At 39.9% G+C, this 16,998-nt stretch carries 12 protein-coding genes and 1 tRNA gene; 12 read left to right on the plus strand and 1 reads right to left on the minus strand.

From position 1 onward, the window contains the following. Nucleotides 1–58 precede the first annotated feature (58 nt). Nucleotides 59–559, minus strand: coding sequence for a GNAT family N-acetyltransferase (locus tag SJY37_RS05015; RefSeq protein ID WP_298323335.1), 501 nt, complete (start codon nt 557–559; stop codon nt 59–61). Nucleotides 560–607: 48 nt separating this feature from the next. Here SJY37_RS05015 and SJY37_RS05020 point away from each other — a divergent pair, with 48 nt between their 5' ends. The 12 genes from SJY37_RS05020 to SJY37_RS05075 all read left to right on the plus strand — a co-directional run bounded on the left by SJY37_RS05020 (nt 608) and on the right by SJY37_RS05075 (nt 16,994). After that, nucleotides 608–1,399 (plus strand): universal stress protein, encoded by a 792-nt coding sequence (locus SJY37_RS05020; protein WP_035335057.1) that lies wholly within the window; start codon nt 608–610, stop codon nt 1,397–1,399. Between the two features lie 13 nt (nt 1,400–1,412). After that, nucleotides 1,413–1,489, plus strand: a tRNA-Ala gene (locus tag SJY37_RS05025). 286 nt (nt 1,490–1,775) lie between these two features. Continuing rightward, entirely contained in the window at nt 1,776–2,171 is a 396-nt protein-coding gene (locus SJY37_RS05030) for a hypothetical protein (RefSeq protein ID WP_298323331.1), read from the plus strand. A 108-nt stretch (nt 2,172–2,279) separates the two neighbouring features. After that, entirely contained in the window at nt 2,280–6,032 is a 3,753-nt protein-coding gene (locus SJY37_RS05035; protein WP_108877497.1) for an efflux RND transporter permease subunit, read from the plus strand. After that, the gene (locus SJY37_RS05040) at nt 6,029–7,249 is read left to right on the plus strand and encodes a TolC family protein (RefSeq protein ID WP_108877498.1); all 1,221 of its coding nucleotides are present in this window, start codon (nt 6,029–6,031) and stop codon (nt 7,247–7,249) included. Before SJY37_RS05035 ends, SJY37_RS05040 begins: the two co-directional genes overlap by 4 nt. Before the next feature lie 16 nt (nt 7,250–7,265). Further along, entirely contained in the window at nt 7,266–7,775 is a 510-nt protein-coding gene (locus SJY37_RS05045) for a DUF3347 domain-containing protein (RefSeq protein ID WP_298323326.1), read from the plus strand. Nucleotides 7,776–7,786: 11 nt separating this feature from the next. Further along, on the plus strand, nt 7,787–9,013 hold the full coding sequence (locus SJY37_RS05050) for a permease (RefSeq protein ID WP_108877500.1): 1,227 nt from the start codon (nt 7,787–7,789) through the stop codon (nt 9,011–9,013). Between the two features lie 4 nt (nt 9,014–9,017). Then, nucleotides 9,018–9,767 carry a heavy-metal-associated domain-containing protein gene (locus SJY37_RS05055; RefSeq protein ID WP_298323323.1) on the plus strand — a complete coding sequence of 250 codons (750 nt, stop codon included), beginning with the start codon at nt 9,018–9,020 and terminating at the stop codon, nt 9,765–9,767. A 13-nt stretch (nt 9,768–9,780) separates the two neighbouring features. Next, nucleotides 9,781–10,272 carry a DUF305 domain-containing protein gene (locus tag SJY37_RS05060; protein ID WP_108877502.1) on the plus strand — a complete coding sequence of 164 codons (492 nt, stop codon included), beginning with the start codon at nt 9,781–9,783 and terminating at the stop codon, nt 10,270–10,272. Between the two features lie 4 nt (nt 10,273–10,276). After that, the gene (locus SJY37_RS05065) at nt 10,277–12,004 is read left to right on the plus strand and encodes an efflux RND transporter periplasmic adaptor subunit (protein ID WP_108877503.1); all 1,728 of its coding nucleotides are present in this window, start codon (nt 10,277–10,279) and stop codon (nt 12,002–12,004) included. 51 nt (nt 12,005–12,055) lie between these two features. Next, nucleotides 12,056–12,451, plus strand: coding sequence for a hypothetical protein (locus SJY37_RS05070; RefSeq protein ID WP_239057574.1), 396 nt, complete (start codon nt 12,056–12,058; stop codon nt 12,449–12,451). Nucleotides 12,452–12,572: 121 nt separating this feature from the next. Next, nucleotides 12,573–16,994, plus strand: coding sequence for a CusA/CzcA family heavy metal efflux RND transporter (locus SJY37_RS05075; protein WP_379952860.1), 4,422 nt, complete (start codon nt 12,573–12,575; stop codon nt 16,992–16,994). Nucleotides 16,995–16,998: the final 4 nt, after the last annotated feature.

A 16,998-nucleotide genomic window follows, 5' to 3' on the forward strand; every position in this document is an offset into this window, starting at 1 on the left:
TTAAATAGAAAGATCAATAAAATGTAAAATTACAGACTAATAAAATGATAACCCACCTCTAGAGAACTCTTTCGTAGCAGTAAAATGGGTACTCACTTTGTTTTGGAAAAAAGATACTCCCTAGTTTCTCATAACCTCGAGCTTCATAGAACTTTTGATTACGTTTATTTTGAGAAAAAGTATCGAGACGTATGGATGGTGCCGAGTGCGCTTTCGCGAAAGCGTATGCATAATCCATTAGTTTGCGAGCGTTTCCTTGTCCTTGATAGTCGGGATGTACGGCAAGTCTATGGATGTACAAATTATTTTTTGAAGGGGTGAGCCAGTCAATGTCTAGATACTCATCATCCATTAATGTTGACAACACAATGGTACCTATAACGCTATCATTCTCTTTGAGAAGAAAGAGCTCATCACGAGCAATATCTTGCTCAAAAGCAGTGGCAGTAGGATAGTGCTCATTCCACTGAAAAATATTTCTTGAGATCATTTCTTGCGCACAGGCACGAGTAAGTGAAAGGATTTCAGGGATTTCTGAATTTTTTGCAGGTACAATCACAGATTAAAAAGTATTTTTGTGTTAATAGGTAAAAATACAAGTTACAGTATGAAAAATATTCTCGTTCCCATAGGTTCTTCAGATAGCGCTTTTAATACGCTTCAATATGCAATAGATCTTGCACAAGAGATTGATGCAAATGTGTATGCGATATCAGTCTTTCAAGAGTTTTCTAAAGCAGGTAGTGCTTCAAAGCTCAATACCGTTATTAAAGAAGAGTCAGAAAGCAGGCTCGAGAAAGTTGTAAATGGAGTAGACCACAAAGGAGTATCTGTAGTTGCTCACCCTATTAAAGGAGGTGTGATAGAGGGCGTAGAGCGCTTTAATAAGCACGTTCCTGTAGATCTTATGGTATTGTCACCACGTAGTAACTCTGTGCGTGATGAGGTGTATCTAGGTAACATGACAGGGAAGCTTGTAAAAGGAACTGATATTGCGGTACTGGTAGTGCCAGAAAATGAAAAATTTAAGGAGCCTTCAAATATTTTAATGGCTTTCAAAAATGGAAAGTTTGATAAAAAACGTCATTTAGAACCATTGAGAAAGCTTCAAAAACATTTTGGGACAGAACTTCACTTATTGCACGTGGAAACTCCAGAATCTGACGAAGCTATGAAAGAAGTATCTGATGATCTTAAAAAAATGAGCGCGTCTTATAAAAACACAACAAATGCAACTACCTATCAAGGAGTGCTAGAGCACTTCCAGTCTGTAGAGCCAGATATGTTATGTGTTGTGCGCAGAAAACGTGGTTTCTTTAAGAAACTATGGGAGAAAAATGTTGTACTAAAGAAAGAATTCTTTACGACAAAACCTCTTCTTATTTTAAGAGTACAATAATATTGATTATGATGGGGGATTAGCTCATTTGGCTAGAGCGCTTGCCTGGCAGGCAAGAGGCGACCGGTTCGAATCCGGTATTCTCCACCAGTACTCAAAGGGCTTCAAGGGTTTTCAACTCTTGAAGCTTTTTTCATTTGCACGCAATTTGCACGCAAAATGGGCTTTTAAGAATATTAATTAATATTTGATCCATTTTGGTGTAAAACAAGATCTTCACTGCTTTTTATATCTTTTCTAGATTACTTCGAAGAATATAAGCAATGTTTAGATCCCTATAATCTCTATAGTAAAACATAACCTTCCGTTAAACAATTGAAATAATTAAAAATTATACCTAGCTTTACAATAAATGAAACTATTTCTTCACAAATCAATGGCAATCTTTATGGCTTGCGTGGTGCTCGTAACCACGACGTCATTCACCGTGGATATGCACTATTGTGGGGATAACTTGGTAGATTTCAGTTTATTCTCAAAAGCTGAAGGTTGCGGAATGGAAAAAGCGCAATCCGTAAAAAGTTGTGAGAATCCTAAAATGACTGAAAAATCGTGTTGTACTGACCAGCAAATTGTCAAGGAAGGCAAGGACGACCTCAAAATTTCATTTGACACACTTTCATTCGAGCAGCAAACGTTCATCGCTGCTTTTACCTATTCATATATAAACCTTTTTGAAGGAACCGAATCTGAAGAAGTTCCTTTTGAAGATTACCCGCGACCCTTTGTCAAACGGGATGTGCAAGTGTTGCACCAGACTTTCTTAATTTGATTTGTTAGATTTTTAGAATGAAGCCCAACAGCTATGCTGTCGTGGGCTAAAACTCGTGTTTGCCATTTTTTGCAATACGCAATTCCAATTATCTAATAATCAAATGCTATGCTGAATAAGAGCATTAAATTTCTCATAGAAAACAAACTTGTTGCTGTTCTACTACTCGCCCTATTCGTGGGTTGGGGCGTGGTTAATGCGCCTTTTAATTGGGAAACTGGCTTTCTGCCTACAGAGCCAGTTGCCGTAGATGCCATACCTGATATTGGCGAGAACCAGCAGATTGTTTTTACCAAGTGGCAAGGTCGCTCGCCACAGGATATAGAAGACCAAATCACATATCCGCTTACCACTTCCCTTCTGGGTATTCCAGGCGTGAAAACCATTCGTAGTTCTTCTATGTTTGGATTTTCGAGCATCTACATCATTTTTGAAGAAGACATTGAGTTCTACTGGTCACGCAGTCGCATACTCGAAAAACTGAACTCACTTCCTGCAAACCTTTTGCCCGATGGTGTCAACCCATCATTAGGGCCAGATGCCACAGGTCTGGGACAGATATTTTGGTACACGTTGGAAGGTCGTGATAAAGACGGAAACGTGACTGGCGGTTGGGATTTACAGGAATTGCGTAGTATTCAGGATTACTATGTAAAGTTCGGGCTATCCTCTGCAAGTGGTGTTTCTGAGGTAGCTTCCATAGGTGGCTATGTTCAGGAATATCAAGTCGATATCGACCCAGAAAAAATGCGCCAGTACAATGTAAGTATGGGCGATGTGGTCAAGGCCGTAAAGCAGAGTAATCAAGATATAGGCGCACAAACGCTCGAAATCAATCAAGCAGAATATCTTGTGCGCGGATTAGGTTACGTAAAGTCTATCGCAGACATTGAAAGTGCGGTGGTTGATTCTGAAAATTTTACTTCAATCCGTATCAAAGATGTGGCTAATGTTCATTTAGGGCCAGCCACAAGACGTGGTATTCTGGATAAGGAAGGTGCCGAAGTCGTAGGTGGTGTTGTAGTCGCTCGCTATGGTGCAAATCCGTTGGAAGTTATCAATAATGTGAAGGCACAAATTGCCGAAATCAGCTCTGGTCTTCCCACAAAAACCTTGGCAGATGGTCGCACTTCACAAGTAACCATCGTTCCATTTTACGACCGTACCGAACTCATTCAAGAAACGCTGGACACGCTAAACGAAGCCCTGACTTTGGAAATCTTGATTACCATTTTGGTCATTATCATAATGGTGTTCAACCTGCGAGCATCTATACTTATTTCAGGATTATTGCCCGTAGCCGTTTTGATGGTATTTATTACGATGAAGCTCTTTAATGTAGATGCAAATATCGTTGCGCTTTCAGGTATCGCCATTGCCATCGGTACAATGGTGGACGTGGGTGTCATACTCGCTGAAAATATGATACGGCATTTGGAAGATGAAAAGTTACGCCTTAATGAAAACGGTAAGGAATACAGTACAAACGAAATCATCTACAACGCAACTGCCGAAGTTTCTGGTGCTATCCTAACCGCAGTTTTAACAACAATAATCAGTTTCTTGCCCGTATTCACGATGATTGGTGCCGAAGGAAAACTGTTTCGTCCACTTGCCTTTACTAAAACAATGGCACTCACTGCATCGCTCGTCATTGCGCTGTTTATTATTCCACCCATCGCGGCATTCCTTTTCCGCAAGACGAGTGTACGAGAACGCACCCAATATGCCATCAATGGCGTACTTGTTTTATTGGGGATTCTCGCCATCGTTTATGGCTTTTGGTTAGGACTAATTCTTATCGCCTTTGCCATCACATCATTTTTAAAGATGCGTGGTACGCTTTCGCGAAAGCGTAAAAACCTAATCGACATTATCATTTCATCGGTTGCCATCGTGTTTTTGCTCGCGACCTATTGGCGACCGTTAGGCTTTGACCGAAGCATCGTGATGAACCTGATATTTGTTTCCACTATCTGTTTTGGATTGCTCGGTGTATTCTCAATTTTCAGGATATATTACGAGCGTATTTTGCGATGGGCACTTCAGAACCGATATCTATTCTTAATCGTTCCGGCTACGGTGCTCACGCTCGGTATTCTCATAATGCGAAATACGGGCAAAGAGTTTATGCCAGCGCTCAATGAAGGTTCATTCCTTTTAATGCCTACCTCACTACCGCACGCAGGTGTCGAAGAAAACAAACGTGTTCTGCAACAGCTCGATATGGCGGTGGCAAGCATTCCTGAAATTGAAACCGTGGTAGGAAAAGCTGGAAGGACAGAAAGCGCTCTTGACCCAGCACCACTCTCAATGTACGAAAACGTCATTCAGTATAAATCTGAATATATGCGAAATAGCTCTGGCGAGCGACAACGCTATAAGGTTAATGACGATGGATTGTTTGTGCTGAAGAACAATAAATTCATCATCAACCCAAATAATGACATAGATGAAGATGTAAACTATGAAAAAGCTTCGCTCAAGACTACTGCCTCACGCAATGATTTGATTGAAGATGAAGATGGCGAATACTATCGCAACTGGCGACCAGAAATCAGCAGTCCAGATGATATTTGGAACGAGATAGTACGAGTTACGAAGTTGCCTAGCGTGACATCTGCACCTAAGTTGCAACCCATCGAAACCCGATTGGTAATGCTACAAACGGGAATGCGAGCACCTATGGGTATCAAGGTAAAAGGTCCCGATTTAAAGTCGATAGAAAACTTTGGACTGCAACTGGAAGACATTTTAAAACAAGCCGAAGGTGTTAAAGAACAAGCCGTCTTTGCAGACCGAATCGTGGGCAAACCGTACTTGCTCATCGATATTAAGCGAGACCAACTGGCACGTTACGGCATATCTATAATGGATGTGCAGGAAATCCTTCAAGTGGCGGTTGGTGGTATGCCACTCACACAAACCGTGGAAGGTCGTGAACGCTATGCCGTGCGTGTACGTTATCCACGAGAGTTACGGGCAAATCCAGACGACCTTAAAAACATCTACGTTCCCGTAGAAAAAGGCAGTCCTGTACCGCTGGGTGAATTGGTTGAAATTCGATACGAACAAGGACCACAAGTCATTAAGAGCGAAGATACTTTTCTAATTGGCTATGTGCTGTTTGATAAACTCGATGGCTTTGCCGAAGTAGATGTGGTGGAAAATGCTCAAGCCTTAATCCAAGAAAACATTGACAACGGTACGCTGGTCGTACCCCAAGGTGTTAGCTATCGCTTTACGGGAACTTATGAAAATCAGTTGCGAGCAGAAAAAACCTTATCGGTTGTCGTACCACTTTGTTTGCTCGTTATTTTCTTGATTTTGTATTTCCAGTTTAGATCGGTTTCTACATCGCTTATGGTGTTTACAGCAATCGCCGTAGCCTTTGCAGGTGGTTTCATAATGATTTGGTTGTATGGGCAAGAATGGTTTTTCAATTTCAGCTTTTTTGGCGAGAACCTACGGGACTTATTCAATATGAAAACCATCAATTTAAGTGTGGCCGTTTGGGTTGGTTTTATAGCTCTTTTCGGTATCGCAACGGATGATGGCGTGGTAATGGCCACCTATTTAGACCAATCTTTCAAAAGCAATGACCCAGATTCTCAAAAAGATATAAGGCTCGCCACTTTGGAAGCGGCTGGAAAACGTATCCGTCCGTGTTTGATGACAACCGTAACCACAGTTTTGGCACTACTACCAGTACTCACATCTACAGGAAAGGGAAGCGATATAATGATACCGATGGCGATACCCATTTTTGGCGGAATGATAATCGATGTCACGTCCTATTTCCTACTGCCAGTCCTATACAGCTGGAAAAAGGAATACCAACTTAAAAAAGCAAACAGATGAAAAAATTAAAATATATACTGGTGTTCTTGTTTGTTTCCGCTTTCGCGAAAGCGCAACAATTACAATCCTACATTCAGGAAGCCGAAGCCAACAATCCAGAAATTCAAGCCTTTGAATTGCGCTACAACATCGCCGAAGAAAAGGTAAACGAAGCCAACTGGATTCCCAATACCGAAGTAAGTGCCGGCTATTTTGTGAGCGAGCCAGAAACCAGAGTGGGCGCGCAACGAGCACGTATAGGTGTCAAGCAAATGTTGCCGTGGTTCGGTACTATCACGGCTCGTGAAAATTATGCAACCGCAATGGCAGATGCCGAATATGTAGACATCACGATTGCAAAACGCAAACTCGCACTTTCGGTCGCACAATCCTATTATCGTTTGTATTCCATACGTGCCAAGCAAGCCGTACTGGACGAAAACATACAACTACTGGAAACCTATGAGCGACTTGCACTCACATCTGTAGAAGTGGGCAAAGCGAGCGCCGTAGATGTATTACGACTTCAGATACGGCAGAACGAGTTACAGCAACAAAAAGAAGTGCTGGAAGAAGAATTTACAGCAGAACAAACAGCTTTCAACAACTTGCTTAATCGTGATTCAATGATGAATGTTGACGTAATTCCAGAAATGGAAATTCCGCAGGAAGACCCATTTTATGACAATGAAGCGCTGACGCTAAATCCGGAACTACTCAAGTACGATAAGCTCTATGAATCGGTAGCACAATCTGAATTGCTCAACCAGCGTGAGAGCTTGCCTATGATTGGTTTTGGTTTGGATTACTTGCCTGTAACTGAACGTAGCGATGTCAACTTCAGCGATAATGGGAAAGATGTATTGATGCCTATGGTTTCGGTGTCCATCCCCATTTTCAACAACCGTTATAAATCTATTTCAAGGCAAAATGAACTGCGTCAGCAAGAAATAGAAACACAACGGGAACAACGATTAAATGTGTTGGAATCCGCTTTCGCGAAAGCGCAATCGCAACGCAATCAAGCACGCATAGCATACAACACACAAGCCCGAAACCTAAAGCAAGCGCAAGATGCCGAAGAAATTCTAATAAAAAATTATGAGACAGGCACTATAGACTTTAATGATGTGCTGGATATTCAGGAATTGCAGTTAAAATTTCAAATGAATCAAATCGAGTCGGTAAAAGGGTACTATGTGCAATCGTCCATTATCAACTATTTAATAAATCAATAATCTAAATATATATCCTATGAAAAACGTAATTAAAACAACATTATTAATGCTTGCCTTAGTAAGCTTTGTTTCGTGTAAGAATGAAACTAAAAACGATAAAAACACATCAAATTCTGAAACTGCTACGATGGCAGAATTGTCTTTTGAAGATGAAAATGTAGGCAAACAATTTCAGCATTATATCCACCTTAAAACCGCATTGGTAAATTCAGATATGGACGAAGCGAAAACTGGTGCAAAAATGCTTTTGGAAAATTCAGACGATGCCACTTTAAAAGAATTGCTTTCTAAAATTTCTGCATCAAATGATATTGAAAAACAGCGCGCCTTGTTTTCTGATGTGACAGAGAAAATGACTGGCATTGTCAACGAATCAATTAATTCGGGCGAAGTGTTTCAGCAATTCTGCCCAATGGCTTTTAACAATGAAGGTGGCTACTGGTTATCGACGGAAGAAGAAATCCGTAATCCTTACTTCGGCGATAGAATGTTAAAATGTGGTAAAGTGACGGAAACTATTAAGTAAAATGAAAAGTGATGGATAAATTTTTAGAACAATGGGGCGAAGCCGCATATACGACTACCGGATTTTTCTGGATGGCATTGTGGGCATTTATTTTGGGCTATATCATCAGTAGTATGATACAGGTTTTTATAACCGAAAAACGGATGCAGAAAACAATGGGCGAAAATGAAAAGAAGAGTGTACTTCTTGGAACATTTTTCGGATTTATAAGCAGTTCGTGCAGCTTTGCCGCACTTGCTTCTACCAAGTCCATTTTTAAGAAAGGTGCCAGCTTTGTTTCATCTATCGCTTTCTTACTGGCATCTACAAATCTTGTCATCGAGCTGGGTATCATCATATCCATTTTCTTGGGATGGCAGTTTGTAGTGGGCGAATATGTGGGCGGTATTTTGCTCATTCTCATTTGCTGGATTTTAATACGCCTTATCAACCCGAAAAAACTTATCCAAAAAGCCCGCAAAAACCTTAAAAGCGAAGGCGACGATGAAGAGATGGATGATTCCACCGATTGGAAAAAACAAATACAGCAAGAATCGAGCTGGGCAAAAGTAGCCAAGAAATACAAGATGGAATGGCAGATGGTCTGGAAGGATGTTACCGTAGGTTTTACCATCGCAGGTATCGTCGCGGCTTTTGTACCTGATTCATTTTTCCAAACGCTGTTTATCAATAGTGGTAAAGGCAATACAGATTTTACGTTTCTTGAAATATTGGAACATATAGTCGTAGGTCCAATTGCCGCATTCTTAACCTTTATAGGCTCGATGGGTAACATCCCATTGGCAGCTTTGTTATTTGGTAAAGGTGTGAGTTTTGCAGGGGTTATGGCATTTATTTTTAGTGATTTGGTGGTTTTTCCGGTATTACGTATCAACGCAAAATACTATGGTTGGAAAATGTCATTTTTCATTGTATTCCTATTATTCACAGCACTAATAGGTACGGCACTTGCCCTTCATTATAGTTTTGATTTACTGAACATATTGCCAGATCCGTCACAGGTTACCATTCAGGATAAAGAACATTTTAAATTGGATTATACCTTTTACCTGAATATCGCCTTCCTTGCCATTTCAGGATATCTAATTTATCTGGGATTTTTCAAGAAAAAAGATGTGGAACACTCAATGAGTGAGATGGCACCAAAAAGCCCATTGCTTGAAACCGTTTTAAAGTATGTCGCTATCGCCTGCTATATCTGGCTGGCAGGCGGATTAATCACTAAATTTTTAATTTAATAAAATGAAACACACATTTAACATACAAGGGATGACCTGCAATGGTTGTCGCACCAGCGTTGAGAAAAAGCTTTCGCAAGTAAACGGTGTTACAAACGCATCTGTAAATCTTGAAAAGGAAGAAGCGGTCATTCAAATGGATAGCCATATCGATACGGCAACATTTCAAAATGCACTTCCAGAAAAATATACCATTTCAGAAAAGAAAACCGAGCAAAATGTTTTTGCAAATATTAATGATGGTAACGCTTTCGCGAAAGCAGAAACCGAAAAAACCAAGCTTCAACAGCTCAAATCGTTGCTCATTATTTTAGGCTACATCGCTATTGCAACGGTTTTACTGAACTATTCACGGGAAAATTGGGATGGTGCGATGCTTGACTTTATGGGTCTGTTCTTCATTGTTTTCAGCTTCTTTAAGATTTTAGATTTAAAAGGCTTTCCTGACAGTTTTAGAATGTACGACCCGCTTGCCAAAGTTGTACCTGCCTATGCTTGGGTATATCCATTTATTGAAACAGCGCTGGGATTAATGTTCTTGATGCGATTTAAAATACCTACCGCATTAATCGCCACGCTTATCATTTTGGGAATTACAACCGTGGGTGTAACTAAAATATTGCTGGATAAGAAATCGATACAATGCGCTTGTCTGGGTACTGCTCTAAAGCTACCTATGACCGAAGCCACCTTTATAGAAAACGCCATTATGATTGTAATGGCCGTTGTAATGCTAATTCAATATGTAAACTAAAAAACCAAAAATTATGAATTCAAACGAACACACAAATTCAGGAAAATCAAAAAATCATTATACACGTTTTGTAGCGATGCTGGCTTGCTCTTTTGTAGCAATGTATATCACGATGTATTTAAATACCTATGAATGGGACCACGTATGGTTTAGTCTTACGAGATTTTATATGGTCTGTTTAGGTATCTCAGCTATGGCCATCATAATGTTTGTTGCAATGCGTGGTATGTATCAAAATAAAAAGAAAAATTTAGCGATAGTCTTGGGAAGTATAGTTCTCTTTGCAGGTGCATTGGGACTTGTACGTGACCAAAAGTCAACTGTTGGCGATATACTTTGGATGAAGGCAATGATACCGCACCACTCAATAGCAATTCTAACAAGTGAGCGTGCAGATATTAAAGACCCAGAAGTTAAAAAGCTAGCTGACGATATCATTAAGGCACAGCGTAAAGAAATTGCAGAGATGAAAGCAATGATAAACCGTTTACAGAACGAAGAATAAAATTATGAATAAAAACATTTTATATATAGGAATTGCTGTCGTGGTAGGGCTATTTGCTGGATGGCTTATTTTTGGAAATGGGTCGAGTGATTCAAATAAGGATATGTCTGAAATGTCAGACCACGACCACTCTGGCGAAACCGAAGACCAAATGTGGACGTGTTCAATGCACCCACAGATAATGCAACCCGAAGCTGGTGATTGCCCTATATGTGGAATGGACTTAATCCCTGCGGAAGCTGGTGCTGAAGGTCTTGCAGCAAACGAGATTAAAATGACCGAAAACGCAATGGCGTTGGCAAATATCCAAACTACTATCGTGGGGAATACGCAAGTAAGCGATGATGATGGGATGATATCCCTTTCGGGGAAAATAGCTGCAAACGAAGAAAATAATACCGTGCAAGCCAGTTATTTTAAAGGTAGGATAGAACGACTTAATGTCAACTATGAAGGTCAGCGAGTAAAGCGTGGTCAGTTACTGGCAACCATTTACGCGCCAGACCTTGTCGCGGCGCAGCAGGAATTAATTACAGCTGCATCGCTGAAAGAATCACAACCAGCTTTATACAAAGCGGTGCGCAATAAGCTCAAAAACTGGAAACTTTCAGAAAAACAAATCAATGCAATTGAAGAAAGTGGCAGCGTACGTGACAACTTCCCTATTTATGCAACTGTTTCAGGAACGGTTTCAGAAGTAATGGCTGCGCAGGGTGATTATGTTAATCAAGGACAGCCTATTATTAAATTGAGCAACCTTAATTCAGTTTGGGCAGAATTTGATGCCTATGAAAATCAGATTGCACAATTTAAGGTTGGACAAAAAATCAACATTACGACCAATGCCTATCCCAATAAGGAATTTGAAGGAACTATCTCTTTCATCGACCCTATGCTTAACAAAGCAACACGTACGGTAACGGTGCGTGCAACCTTACAAAATCGAGACGATCTATTTAAACCAGGAATGTTTGTGACTGGAAAGGTAGAAGGTGCAACCCAAACTATGGAAAACGCTCTTTCTGTTCCAGCAAGTGCTGTATTATGGACTGGCGAGCGTTCATTAGTATATATAAAAACCAATCCTAATGAGCCTATTTTTGAAATGCGAGAAGTTACCTTGGGCAATCGCTCTGGTGAGAATTACCAAGTATCGACTGGACTGAATAATGGCGATGAAATAGTAACTAATGGGACGTTTACAGTAGATGCAGCTGCGCAACTGCAAGGTAAAAAATCAATGATGAATCAGCAGATGATGCAGGATGAATCAGCTATGATGGGCGATATGGAAATGAGTTTCAGTAATACGTTCAGTTCTGATTTCAACAAAGCATTACCATCATATCTTAAAATGAAAGATGCTCTTGTGGCAAGCGATGCTGGTCAGGTTTCCGCTTTCGCGAAAGCGACATCAAAAAAATTAAAGGAAATATCTATAACGGAATTAGGCAAAATGGAAAAGCAGCATCTTACCAAAAGTATTGAGATGTTGGATGCTATTGTTGCCAATAACAATTTGGAAAACCAGCGAGCACATTTTGTGATACTCAATGAGAATATCGTGCCTATTGCTATGAACATAGAAAACTCAACAAATTACTATGTCCAAAAATGCCCAATGGCAAACAACAATAAAGGGGCGGTTTGGTTGAGTACAGAAGAAGAAATAAAGAATCCTTATTATGGCGATGCGATGTTGACCTGTGGTAGTGTGATTGATTCGTTGTAAAATCCCTTTGCAACTCAATTGCATCATTATTCTTTTATCTTTGTATAATTAATGAAAGCATTTTATTCTATATCAATGTCAATGTTATTCCTTTTTCAAGGAATAACGGCCAATATGGAAATATGTGAACAAATAGAGAAATTCTCACATTTTATATCACATTATCAAATGCATAAAGAGTATGGTGGAGATACCTTTTATGAATATGTAGTAGAGGTAATTTTCAGTGATCAAGCAGATAATAAAGACCATCACGACGGCTCGCACGATGATAGTGCACCAGTACATTCACACCATCAATGCTGTCATCCTACAGTTTTTTTAACGCCTTCTAACGCGTTAGCCTTAAAGCCTCTTCTTTTTAAAGAAAGAGCGACATATTCACATTATTCTTATCAATTTAATTCCAGATATCTGGAATCTCTTTTCCAGCCACCACGGGCATAATTCAGTTTTAATAGGACAACTATATCCTTTTTTGAAGTTTTCCTAATAGGAATACTCAACTATGTTTTTGCTTTCGCGAAAGCGTAAACTCATTTTTTTAACTGAATTAATACATTAATCTATGATTAATAGAATCATTGATTTTTCAATCAATAACAAATTTATCATTGGTCTTTTCACGTTGACTCTTATAGGAGTTGGTATTTGGTCAATGGCAACAGTAAACCTTGGGTCTGTACCAGATATTACAAATAATCAGGTGCAGGTCATCACGCAATCGCCTAATCTGGGAACGGAAGATATCGAACAGTTCGTAACCTATCCCGTAGAGCTATCTATGGGTAATTTACCTGGTGTTACTGAAATTAGATCCATTTCAAGATTTGGGCTCTCTGTAGTAACCATCGTTTTTGAAGACGATATGGGAACCTATCTTCCTAGACAACTGGTAGGGGAAAAACTCAACGAACTTGGAGAATCTATACCTGAAAAATTTGGAAGTCCATCTATGGGTCCCATTTCCACAGGATTAGGCCAAATTTATGAATACACAATTCAACCAGAAGAAGGTTTTGAAACCAAGTATTCGCCTATGGAACTGCGCACCGCGCAAGATTGGGTTATCAAAAGACAACTCACATTATTGGAAGGCGTTGTAGAGGTCAACTCTTATGGTGGTAGCATAAAACAATATGAAGTTGCTGTCGATCCAGAGAAGTTAAACAGTATGGGTATCAGCATTTCACAAGTGTATGAGGCTCTCTCACAGAACAACGTAAATACTGGTGGCGCTTATATAGAGAAAAATAAAATGTCAAATTTTATAAGAGGTGAAGGTCTAATTCGCTCTTTGGAAGACATTAAGGATATTTCCATTATTAATGAGGGCAACATTCCTATTACTATTGGGGACGTGGCAACGCGCGTCCATTTTGGGAGTCAAGTACGCTATGGTGCTTTTACACAAGACGGTAAAGAAGCTGTGGGCGGTATGATAATGATGCTCAAGGGCTCTAATCCTAATGCAGTCATTCAAAATGTAAAGGATCGTATGGCAGAAATTGAAAAATCTCTACCAGATGGTCTGACTATCGCCCCAATAATTGATCGTAGTGAGCTTATTGCAAGAACCACCGATACAGTTAAAACCAATCTTCTGGAAGGTGCATTGATTGTGATTTTTGCACTTGTCCTATTGTTGGGTAGTTTAAGAGGTGGAATCATAACTGCTACTACGATACCATTGTCCTTACTTTTTGCCTTTATTCTTATGAAGCAGTTTAATGTATGGGCAAACTTGATGAGTCTGGGAGCAATAGATTTTGGAATCATCATAGATGGTGCTGTAATTATTATTGAAGGAACGGTGTATGAAATCCAAAAAAGAATAAGGTCTGGTAAGCTAAAATTCAATCAAGGAGTGATGGATAAAGTTGCCTATGATGCCGGAAGCACGATGATGGGTTCTGCGTTCTTTGGACAGATTATTATTCTCATTGTTTTTACACCTATACTTTTTCTTACTGGTGTAGAAGGTAAAATGTTTAAACCTATGGCATACACCTTTGGGTTTGCAATGATAGGTGCCATCATTCTATGTCTTACGTACGTTCCTATGATGGCAGCACTTTTTATGAAACCAGTACAAAACACCAAAAATTGGTTTGGCAAATTTGAGCGCAGGCTCGAAAAGATAAGTGATAAAATCATAGGTGCTATTCATAGTGCATATATGCCTTTATTAAAAGGTGCTCTTAAACTGAAGTTTATCGTTTTATCAGCTGCTACCGTACTACTTGTTATCGCTGGATTCATATTTTCTAATATGGGAGGAGAATTTGTACCACAGCTTGATGAAGGAGATTTAGCAATGCAGGCACTTATAAGACCAGGAAGTTCGCTAACAGAATCTATTGAAGTTTCCAAGAAAATAGAAACCATCCTATTAGAAAGTTTCCCTGAAATCAAGACGGTAACTGCTCGTATAGGTGTTGCAGATATTCCTACAGATCCTATGCCTATGGATATTGCAGATATGTACATTATCCTTAATAAGGATATGGACGAGTGGACAACAGTTTCTACTAAAGAAGGTTTAATAGATGCTATAAGAGATAAACTGGATGATGAACTGGTGGGTGTGAATTTAGTTTTTACCCAACCGGTTGAATTGAGATTTAACGAGCTGTTAGAAGGCGTAAGAGAGGATATTGCTGTAAAGCTGTATGGCGAGGATTTAGAGGTTTTATCAGAAAAAGTTCAGGAAATGGCGGCTATTATACAAACCGTTCCTGGCGCTGGCGATGTAAGTGCAGAACGTACTGCTGGATTACCACAGATGACCGTAAAATATAGGCGTGATAAAATGGCGCAATACGGACTGAATATTCAAAAAGTAAATGATTACGTAAGTACCGCTTTTGCTGGAGGAACCGCTGGAGTCATCTTTGAAGGCGAAAAGCGATTTGATCTTGTTGTACGATTTGATGAAAGTCATAGAAAAAGTATTGATGACCTGCGCAATATGTATATTGATCTTAAGGATGGTAGTCAGGTGCCCATTATCGAAATAGCCGAGATTGAATATGTCCCTGGACCTATGCAAATCTCACGTGACAATACGTATAGAAGAACGTATGTAGGTGTAAATGCCCGAGGCAGAGATGTAGAATCTGTCGTTAAGGATATTCAACAAAAACTGAATGAAGAATTGGACTTACCATCAGGATATTATATTACCTATGGTGGAGAGTTTGAAAACCTACAAAGCGCAAAGGATCGTTTGATAATCGTTGTGCCCATCGCCCTGTTTTTAATCTTAATACTGCTATACTTTGCGTTAAAATCCTTTTCACAATCTTTAATGATTTACATCGCGATTCCTTTGGCAGCCATAGGTGGTGTATTTGCTTTATGGCTTCGCGGTATGCCATTTAGTATCTCGGCAGGTGTAGGGTTTATTGTACTATTTGGTGTGGCAGTTCTTAACGGTTTGGTACTTATAAACCGGTTTAATTCTCTTAAAGAAGAAGGTGTTATAAGCATAAAGAATAGAATATTTCAAGGGACTAAAGAACGTATTCGCCCTATTATGCTCACGGCGACCACAGATATTTTTGGCTTTTTACCAATGGCATTTTCCACATCGGCTGGTGCAGAGGTACAACAGCCACTTGCGACGGTGGTTATAGGTGGTATGCTTACGGCAACGCTGCTTACATTAATCGTTCTTCCCGTGCTTTATACATTTATAGAAAAGAGACGTGAGCGCAAAGATCAGAACAAGATGGGTTCTTTTAATCCGCAAGCGTCAACTACGATTTTAATAGTTGGTTTTATTTTAGGTGGCACCGCTTTCGCGAAAGCGCAACAATCACAAGCACCTGTGCAAGACATTGTTGTCCAGGATAGCATCATACCCATCGCAATTTCACAAGCCATAGAAATTGCCAAAGAGAATTATCCTGTGCTGAAAGCGAGCCAACTCGAAATCGAAAGACAGAACGCACTTAAGGGCATTGCTTACGACTTCGGTAATACCCAAGTTTTTACTGGTGGCGAAGAGATTACAGACGGTCAAGGCATTTATACCGTGATAGGCATCGGGCAACAGAATATTGATCTACTGGGCATAGGAGCCAAAAAACGTTTGCAACAACGACGTATCGAGTTGGCACAAACTGCATTTAACCTTTCTGGAATTCAGATAGAATTGGAAGTCAAAAGAGCGTGGTCAGAAACATTTCAAGCAAAAAAGAAGTTCTCTTTGTACCGTGAATTGGATAGCATTTATGGTCAATTTTCAAAATCTGTAGAACTAAATTATGAAGTCGAAGCTATTTCACGGTTGGAATATGCCGCCGCGCGCAATCAGGCCTTGCAAATCAACAACAAATTTCAGCAGGCAGAAATTGATTATTTCATCGCGTTACAAAAACTCAATCTTTGGTTAACACCAGAAACGATGTATACCGTAACTAATGATTTGGAAGTTGCCGAAATTTCGATTTTGGATGCCGATGATACATTAGATGAACATCCCGATTTATTGCTTTCGCGAAAGCTTATAGATGAAGCACAAGCAAGCTACGACGCAGCTAGAGCAAACTTATTACCCAAGTTCAACCTGCAAGGTGGCTTGCAGCGTGTTAATGGCGATAGTAGTTTTTATACCTATCAAGCTGGAATTTCCATTCCGTTATTTTCTGGTCCAGACCGCAGTCGTGCAAAGACTGCAAAACTGGATACACAGATAGCAGAAACAAATGCCACTTTCAAACAACGAGAGTTGCAATCACAATTCATACAGGCACGGCAAAATTTTACAAAGTGGCGAGACACGTGGTTTTTCTATAAAATCGAAGCGCTGCCACTTGCCATAGACCAGCGCAAAGGCGCATTGCTCGCTTACAAGGAAGGAGCACTGGATTATGCCGCATTCACGCAAATCATACGCGATGCCATACAAACAGAAATGGATGCGCTGGACGCACTCGATAATTATTTAGATGCCTTGTTTGAACTACAATATTTTCAAAACTAAAAAT

The organism is Dokdonia sp. R78006, assembly GCF_042466145.1.
In the GTDB taxonomy this organism is placed as follows: domain Bacteria; phylum Bacteroidota; class Bacteroidia; order Flavobacteriales; family Flavobacteriaceae; genus Dokdonia.